At 47.7% G+C, this 8,159-nt stretch carries 7 protein-coding genes; 4 read left to right on the top strand and 3 right to left on the bottom strand.

Annotated elements, in window-relative coordinates; translation table 11 throughout:
- The coding region (locus A3750_RS14045) for an RNase adapter RapZ (protein WP_369819946.1) at positions 1-197 on the bottom strand (197 nt) is incomplete at its 3' end.
- A gap of 56 nt (positions 198-253) precedes the next feature.
- Here A3750_RS14045 and rapZ point away from each other — a divergent pair.
- The 4 genes from rapZ to yjgA all read left to right on the top strand — a co-directional run bounded on the left by rapZ (position 254) and on the right by yjgA (position 3,478).
- Positions 254-1,129 (top strand): RNase adapter RapZ, encoded by an 876-nt coding sequence (gene rapZ / locus A3750_RS14040; RefSeq protein ID WP_068452854.1) that lies wholly within the window; start codon positions 254-256, stop codon positions 1,127-1,129.
- A 46-nt stretch (positions 1,130-1,175) separates the two neighbouring features.
- A complete protein-coding gene (locus A3750_RS14035; protein ID WP_068452852.1) occupies positions 1,176-1,445 on the top strand; it encodes an HPr family phosphocarrier protein in 270 nt (89 codons plus the stop codon).
- A gap of 111 nt (positions 1,446-1,556) precedes the next feature.
- Positions 1,557-2,918 (top strand): magnesium transporter, encoded by a 1,362-nt coding sequence (gene mgtE, locus A3750_RS14030; protein ID WP_068452849.1) that lies wholly within the window; start codon positions 1,557-1,559, stop codon positions 2,916-2,918.
- Positions 2,919-2,941: 23 nt separating this feature from the next.
- A complete protein-coding gene (yjgA, locus tag A3750_RS14025; RefSeq protein ID WP_068452846.1) occupies positions 2,942-3,478 on the top strand; it encodes a ribosome biogenesis factor YjgA in 537 nt (178 codons plus the stop codon).
- Between the two features lie 17 nt (positions 3,479-3,495).
- On the opposite strand, the gene A3750_RS14020 is transcribed toward yjgA, so the two are convergent.
- A complete protein-coding gene (locus tag A3750_RS14020; protein ID WP_068452845.1) occupies positions 3,496-4,314 on the bottom strand; it encodes a carbon-nitrogen hydrolase family protein in 819 nt (272 codons plus the stop codon).
- A gap of 13 nt (positions 4,315-4,327) precedes the next feature.
- Complete coding sequence (locus A3750_RS14015) at positions 4,328-8,152, bottom strand: YhdP family protein (RefSeq protein WP_068452842.1); 3,825 nt, start codon at positions 8,150-8,152, stop codon at positions 4,328-4,330.
- Positions 8,153-8,159: the final 7 nt, after the last annotated feature.

The raw sequence follows: 8,159 nt of genomic DNA, 5'->3' as shown, positions 1-8,159 counted from the left end.
ATGTCGATGTTTTGGTTTTGGCAGGCTTGATAGAAAACAGGGAAATTTTCTATCCCGCTTTGTTGATTGCGTGCATCAATACTGACGGCTACTTTTGAAAGGCGCTCATCTTTGCTTAATGATGACTGGTTGCCAAGCTCTAAAAGGAGACCTACTGGCAAATTGTCGATGCAATAAAAACCAAGGTCTTCAAGCACGTGGAGTGCGGTGCTTTTGCCTGAGCCAGACCTACCGCTGATAANGTGGAGATGCTATGAAGCTCGTTATTATCAGCGGTAGGTCTGGCTCAGGCAAAAGCACCGCACTCCACGTGCTTGAAGACCTTGGTTTTTATTGCATCGACAATTTGCCAGTAGGTCTCCTTTTAGAGCTTGGCAACCAGTCATCATTAAGCAAAGATGAGCGCCTTTCAAAAGTAGCCGTCAGTATTGATGCACGCAATCAACAAAGCGGGATAGAAAATTTCCCTGTTTTCTATCAAGCCTGCCAAAACCAAAACATCGACATGGATATAATCTATCTTGATGCCGACGCTGAGACACTGCTCAAGCGCTTTCACGCTACTAGAAGAAAACACCCTCTGAGCACCCCAAGCACCTCATTAAAAGAAGCCATTAAAAGCGAAGGATTATTACTGGAGCCAATAGCCCGAAAAGCAGATCTCACGGTGAATACCAGTGAAATGTCGCTTTATGAGCTTCGCGATCACATCAAACTGCGCGTTGCCGGCCGAACGTCCCAAGAAATGGCGCTGCTGTTTCAATCTTTCGGCTTCAAGCACGGGGTTCCGAGCGACTCGGATTATGTGTTCGACGTGCGCTGCTTACCCAACCCATATTGGGATCCAGCCCTGCGCAGCTTTACCGGCTTAGATGAGCCCGTTCAGAACTTTCTCGGCTCCCAACCAGAAGTAGCGGATATGGAACGAGACATCACAGAATTACTAGAGCGCTGGCTCGTTAAGTTCTCCGCGAACAACAGGAGCTACATGACCATCGCAATTGGTTGCACTGGCGGACAACATCGAAGCGTCTACCTGTGTGAGCGCATAGGCAATCATTTCAAGCAAACATACCAAAATATACTTATACGCCACAAAGAGCTGTCAGCTCCTGTAAAAACCCAATAAAATACCTTAGTCTCGTTGTTTATTATATTTTGGAGCTTACTTCGGCATGCTATGTGAAACAGTGGAAATCATTAACGACTTAGGTCTTCACGCCCGCGCCGCAGCGAAGTTTGTAGAATGTACCTGCCACTTCGAAAGCTCTTTTCTCATCAGCAAAGATGGTCGAGAGGTTGATGGAAAAAGCATCATGTCCGTGATGATGCTTGCAGCCAGTAAAGGTACTGAGATTTCCATCCAAGTCGAGGGCCCAGACGAAACGAAGGCCCTAGCTGCGCTGAAAGCGCTTATTTCTAACAAGTTTGGCGAAGAGAGCTAGCCAAATCCACTTTAATTAGGCGAATTAAGTCTTTGTTTTTCTGAGAAAACATCTCCGAGGTTCTTGAGTCTTACGCTATACTTTTAGCTTGAACCTTTTAACGGCGCGCACATGGCAACTTATTTCGACAATAACAGTTCAGATCAGCAATGGCAGTCGATCCAGGATGCCATTGAGTCTGGGTCGTTAAAACAAGTCGCGCGCACGATAAATAAAAGCCTCACCCCGAGTGATCTTGCCCATTTACTCGAGTCGTCACCGCCACGCCAACGTAAAATTATCTGGCAATTGATTGAAGCGGATTATCGTGGCGACGTTCTTCAATACCTTAATGAAGATGTTCAGGCCTATTTCCTCAGCCAGTTAAACGCGCAAGAAGTCATCGATGCGACAGAAGATCTGGACACCGATGACCTCGCTGACATTCTTCAAAACCTTCCAGAGACGATTACCTCAGAAGTACTCGACTCAATGGATGCGCAAGACCGTGAACGTGTCGAAGAAGTCCTAGCGTACGAAGAGGACACAGCGGGCGGCTTGATGAACACCGATACCGTGACGATTCGCGCGGATATCACTCTAGATGTTGTTCTGCGCTATCTTCGTCGTCATCGAAGCCTCCCTGAAATGACCGACAGCTTGCTTGTTGTAAGCAGAAAAGGCGTTCTGGTTGGCACGCTGCCACTTACATCCATGCTTGTTTCGAATCCCAGTGCGACAGTTCGTGAGGTAATGGCAACCGATACCGTTTCAATCAATGTCAGCACCAGTTCAAGTGAAGTTGCTACGCTATTTGCTCGACAGGATCTCGTAACGGCGCCCGTAGTAAACGACGAAGGTATTCTTCTCGGAAGAATCACGATTGATGACGTAGTTGATGTTATCCGTGAAGACGCAGATCATTCGTTATTAAGTATGGCTGGTCTTGATGAAGACAGCGATACGTTTGCGCCGGTAAAGCAAACCGCGAAAAGGCGCGCCGTCTGGCTTGGCATTAACCTCGTCACAGCCTTTATTGCATCCGGAGTCATCGGCATGTTTGAAGCGACCATTGAACAAGTTGTCGCACTTGCCGTGCTCATGCCAATCGTCGCTAGTATGGGTGGTATCGCTGGAAGCCAGACACTCACCTTGGTTATTCGCGGGATGGCCGTTGGCCAGATAAGTTCTAGTAACCTAAAGTGGTTATTAAACAGAGAATTTGTAGTTAGCCTGTTAAATGGCATGCTTTGGGCGATCGTTGTTTCTGGCCTAGCCGTGCTGTGGTTTTCAGACCCAAAGATTGGCGTGGTGATCGCCGCTGCATTACTAATCAACCTCGTGGTCGCAGCACTCGCCGGCACGGCGCTACCCTACTTCCTGAAGTCTAGAAACATCGATCCAGCGCTTGCAGGAGGCGTGATTCTGACTACGATTACCGATGTAGTAGGATTTCTTTCCTTCCTTGGCCTCGCGTCCATCGCCTACGGCTAAGTCATTTTAAGTAAGAGAGATTTATGAGCCAGAACGACGACTTTGATCCAAGCTCCTTTGACGACGATGAAGAGTATGTAAAAAGCCGCACCCAAATAAAAAAAGAGATGGAAGCCCTGCAAGACCTCGGTAAAAAACTGTGCGAACTGCGCAAAGACCAGCTTGCTCAAGTACCTGTCTCTGACGAACTCAATGAAGGCATTACAACTTACCTGCGCATTAACTCTAGAGAAGCCAAACGCAGACAACTCCAATATATCGGCAAGCTAATGCGCAGCGAGGATATCGAAGCGATCCAGGTCGTCGTTGATCGATTTGATGCTTCAAGCGACATCTACGCCAAACGCCTTCATGTTCTCGAAGCATGGCGTGAACGCTTGATTAGTGAAGGAAACGACGCGCTCACCGAGTTTGTTGAAAGCTTCCCCGCAGTCAACATTCAAACCTTAAGGCAACTCACGCGTAATGCGGCGAAAGATCGTCAGCACGATAAGAATACGGGGGCAGCGAAAAAGCTGTTTCGCTTCTTGAAAGAGTACGAGGCGGACATTCTAGGGTAACGCTCATGGCTATTACTCTATAGTAGGCGTTTATGTTGTCTAAGTGGCATCGCTGCTCGGACTTGCTCAAGTAGCTTAAGGTCAATCTCAGCGATACAAATCCCAGGCTCATCGGCGCAGGACGCCAAGATTGCCCCGTCAGGCGCAACAATCATGCTGTGTCCCCAGGTAACACGGCCCCTACCATGATCACCACATTGGTTCGCGGCCAACACAAAACTTTGGGTTTCAATCGCTCTCGCTTTTAATAGCGTTTCCCAATGCGCTTTACCTGTTTTGTATGTAAAGGCGGAGGGAACAGTGAGCAAGGTAGCGCCGTTTTTCTGATAATACTGATACAGCTCCGGAAACCTTAAGTCATAACAAATACTCAAACCGAGTATATGGCCAGCCAACTCGGTTGTTTTAGGCTCATGGCCCGGCTGATAGGTATCGGACTCCCTATATGCCCCCACTTCATCCGCCACATCCACATCAAAAAGGTGGATCTTATCGTAAAAAACAGGCTCCGAATCTGGACACAACAAATAGCTTCTAGAACGAAATCGAACGTCTTTTCTTGACGCTTTAAAAGGCACTGATCCGCAGAGTAAATAACAGCCTAATTCGTCGACCAGGCACTGAAGAGACGCGATGCACTCGGCTACATGAGGCTCAAACTCTTTGATTGCAGCTTGACCAAAACAAAGCGCATTCTCAGGCAAGACAATAAACTGCGCCCCTCTGGATGAGGCGGTTTTTATAAATGCTATAGCGTCCGACAAGTTTTGCTGCCAATCGTCGCTACTGCACATTTGAATCAAACCGCAGTGAAGGCTTTTCACATGATCACGCATGAACTCGTGCCTCTTAGTCCAACTTCACGATCGGGTCATCCCAGGATCCTGTCAGGGCATAATTTAACGTCGACAAACTTGAAAGGGGCTCACCTAGAACCTTATCTACCAGCCATACGGCTCCTCCAATTGTTGGACTGCCTAACATGAGCGCGGCCAATGGGACGTTACTTGAAATAGGTAACTCAACAGACATTATTAAATCCAGCGTTTGTGCAGCCAGATTAATATCGCCATTCACTTCGTAGTTACTTGAAGGCCCCGAAATCACTAAAGGGTCGACCAAACTCACGATACCTTGGCTGATCACGGCATTCATATCGATCTCATCGTAAGAAATACCGGCCTCATAAATATCAGAGAAATCCAAACGTAACCGTCGCCCAATTGCATCAAGGCTAAAAATACCAAAAAGACGTAAAATTCCGGCACCTTGTGCATCGGTTCTAATTTGACCATTTCTGAACGTCATGTTCGCCGATCCGGAGAGAAAAGAGAGCGAAAAGTTTTCTGGTGCATCCGGCCATACAAGCGCGAGTTCCGTCTCGTAGCTGTCACTAGTCAGCGGCGACTCTTGCCCAAATAGCGAGAGTACCGGTGCAAGATTCTCCCCCTCACCATCAACCGTCAAAATCGTATAGTGTTGCTGATTGTCGTAACGCCATGAGAGTTGCCCCTGCAAGACACTGCCAGCAACCACGCCCTTCAAGTCTCGAAATATAAGGCTTTTTTCGTCTTTCTCAGTCCAAAAACTCCATTGCCCCCAAAACGCCTCACCCAGGTAAAGCTCGTCAACAGAAAATTTCATGTCAGCGATGGTTAAGGGGTTTGTAATCGGTTCATTCCCAGCAGAGTATGTGATGTCTTCTGGCGCACTCTCCTCTAGTTTCAGACGCGCCAAGTCAATCAAAATAGGCGATGTATCATTATTGATTGTGACGCTACCCACGGAGTTTGGCCCGCTTAACTCGACAAAAAAACCTGCATCCTTTGGAGAAATAACAGCGGACACACTCTTGATGATGTTGTCGTATACATCCAGCTCATCCGCACGAATATTGACTTCCCGAAGCCATTCCAAGGATGCGCCTTGACCATCCCCTCCTCCGGGTATCTCGTTTGTCAGATAGCTTACCCAAGAATCAAGATTTGCCGCGTTGGTCGACAGTGAGATTCCAAGGCCGTCTTCTGAAAAATTGTAGTCACTCGCGTTTAGCCTTGTATCGCCTGCAGACATAACCACTTTGCCAAATTCAAATTCCTCATCAATAAACAAAAGCTCTGCTGTTGTTTTAGGTAAAGCTGAGCCATTTAGTTTAAGCAGGACATCTACTTGGTTTGGTTTGATTGTCGCCAGCACCTCTGCATTGTTTCGCGAGCGACTTAGCTTTGTGAGCGGAGCCGGCCAGTTGCTCGATATACCCTCTAGGTTCGAATTAACACGCAAATGGGTGGCAAGTTCTGGGTCATTGGGAATCTCAAGCAAGGCGTCAAATCTTGTTTGACCGTCGAGACCAAAGAACCAGTCCTGATCTTCGGGCAGCAACTGATGCACCGCAAGGCCACTTTGTAATGAGATCGACGTCGAATCAGACAATGCATTAGGGGTAATACTCAGGACACCTGGCTCACCAGAGAAAATCAAATCGATCTTTTCAGCCGAGACACCAGATTCGGAACTGATATCTAATCGTCCGCGAAGATCCTCTGCAACTAAGGGGCTCTCCTGATGCGCGGCTCTCACACCATCAAGCATTAGTGAAAGCGAAAACTCCTCCTTTATTTCGTCACCCAAAGAGAGATCCAGATCTAAATCCCCCATCGCAGGACCACTAAAACTCAAGAGCTTCGCGACCTCCTCGGTTGACTCTGCTACTGGCGAGTCTTTAAGCCAATATGCATACTCCTCTCCTTCAAACTGCAGTTTGGCCTTCACATTCAATTGCGGCGTTTTTTGCGCAGCCGACACGCCCGGCATAAATACATCCAACCTCTTAACTTTTGTTCCATTTATTTCCGCATCATCTGCCGAGATTTCAAGTCTGTCCTCGTGAAGCGCGAGATCTATACTGAGTTTCTCCAGCTCCGGCCAGGATCGCTCATACTTCAAAACAGCATCCTTTGTTTTCAAACTTAAACTGCTGGAAAAGCTATTATCAGGGCTCTCATTTTCGATACTGCCGTAGGCGAAATACTTTCCTTCATCAACGTAGCCTCCTACGAGAGAGTCACTCAGCCACCGATACAAATCCTGATCCACGACATAAAAAGGCACAAATTCAGCCACATCGGGGAGCATGATGTTGCGCATACCCAGCATTAAGCCGAGATAATCCTCTCGTTCATCATTATTCAGGCGAAGCGTAAAATCCCCAAAAACCTCTGATGCTTCATAGAGTTGCAAGTAAATCCCATCTGATTCAATCATGAAATCTTCCCCATCCTGCCACCACGCAACACGGCCTTGAGCGTCTGTGCTACGCCAGCTCTTTAGGTAAAGCTCGGGAAAGAAGAGTAAAAAATCGTTGCTTTGGAAGTCGACGAAGCCAGATTCCGCATCGGTGTAAAGATATCCGTTAACACCACCAACAGAGGGCGCTCCCTCATACCCCTTAATTGCGACATCCTGAAGTTCGGCCTCTACGGAAAATACCCGAGAATCAGAAGGATGCGTGCTAATCCAAAGCTTGTTCAGTCGCCCATTAGGCTCTCCTACATCAATTCTCTGGGCCAAATCACCATCAACGATACCTAAAGAAGTCATAATATCGGCTGCGCAGGAAAGGTTTAGCGACTCGACAGCAATCTCTTCGCGCCCAGACACAGCCTCGTAACTGGCGCCCGGCACCGAACATTCATCGCCTTTCCAGAGATACTCAAGATTATATAAGTCGATGCGTTGACCGTGTTCATTACCGTGCCAACCCAAACTCACGGAACTATTCACTATCGGAGCGAGGGACTTTTCCTCAATGTTCCAGTTTAATTGGGCAACCTGAATATCCGCGAACACAGATTCTACGGTAAGGCCGCTCAGGCTAACCCAAGCTCGACCACTTGCATCAATCGCTTGAATAGAAATGCCATGCCATTGGTAGGCTTTGATATGCTCATCGAGAAAACCAGACGAACGCGCCTCTAAAAACAGTTCGCCAGATAACTTATCACTACGACCAAGCTCCGAACTGTTATAAATAAAGCGCGCCAGAGGCTGCAGCCCACCGGGTCTAATAACATTACCTTGCGCAAAAATTCGCCCGCTGACATAACTCAGACTGGCCGATGGCAAACGCCAAACACGATCGCTACGGTCAGGCGAGGAGGTGCGAACAAATGCGTCCACCAACTTAAGGTTCGCACCGTCTAGAATCTGCTCTACTCCAAAGTCGTAAGCATCAGCGGAACTCTCAGAACTCGCGGGAAGCTTGAGCTGCGAAAGGTCTTTTCCCGCCAAGAACCAGACACCTTGAGTATCTTGCTCCAAGTTAAGGTTGGCTGTATCCAGTCGTATTGAGTAAATGCGGGGGGCACGTGCAAGAATCGAGTTAAGAAAAGCAAACTTAATCTGAGCGACTTTTATATGCGCATTAGATGCACCATTAATGCTTATTCCTCGGGCTTCGAGGATAGGATCAAAGCCGCTCCATTTGACCTCAATCTGTTGAATCTCAACAGAAATCTGTAATTCTTCGCTTAAATAATCTTGAAGAGTGACTCGGTATTCCGGTGTCATCGAAAGGATTGCCCTGCCTGCGACAACGTAGATGAGAACCGCTATTAACAGGACATAGGCAACAAGCTTCGCTTTGAATTTGAGTAGTCTATAGGTTCGTTTCAAAGCAAGG

The organism is Oleiphilus sp. HI0079, assembly GCF_001635105.1.
The sequence above is the reverse complement of the archived record's forward strand: the minus strand, read 5'-3'. Positions and strand labels throughout refer to the sequence as shown.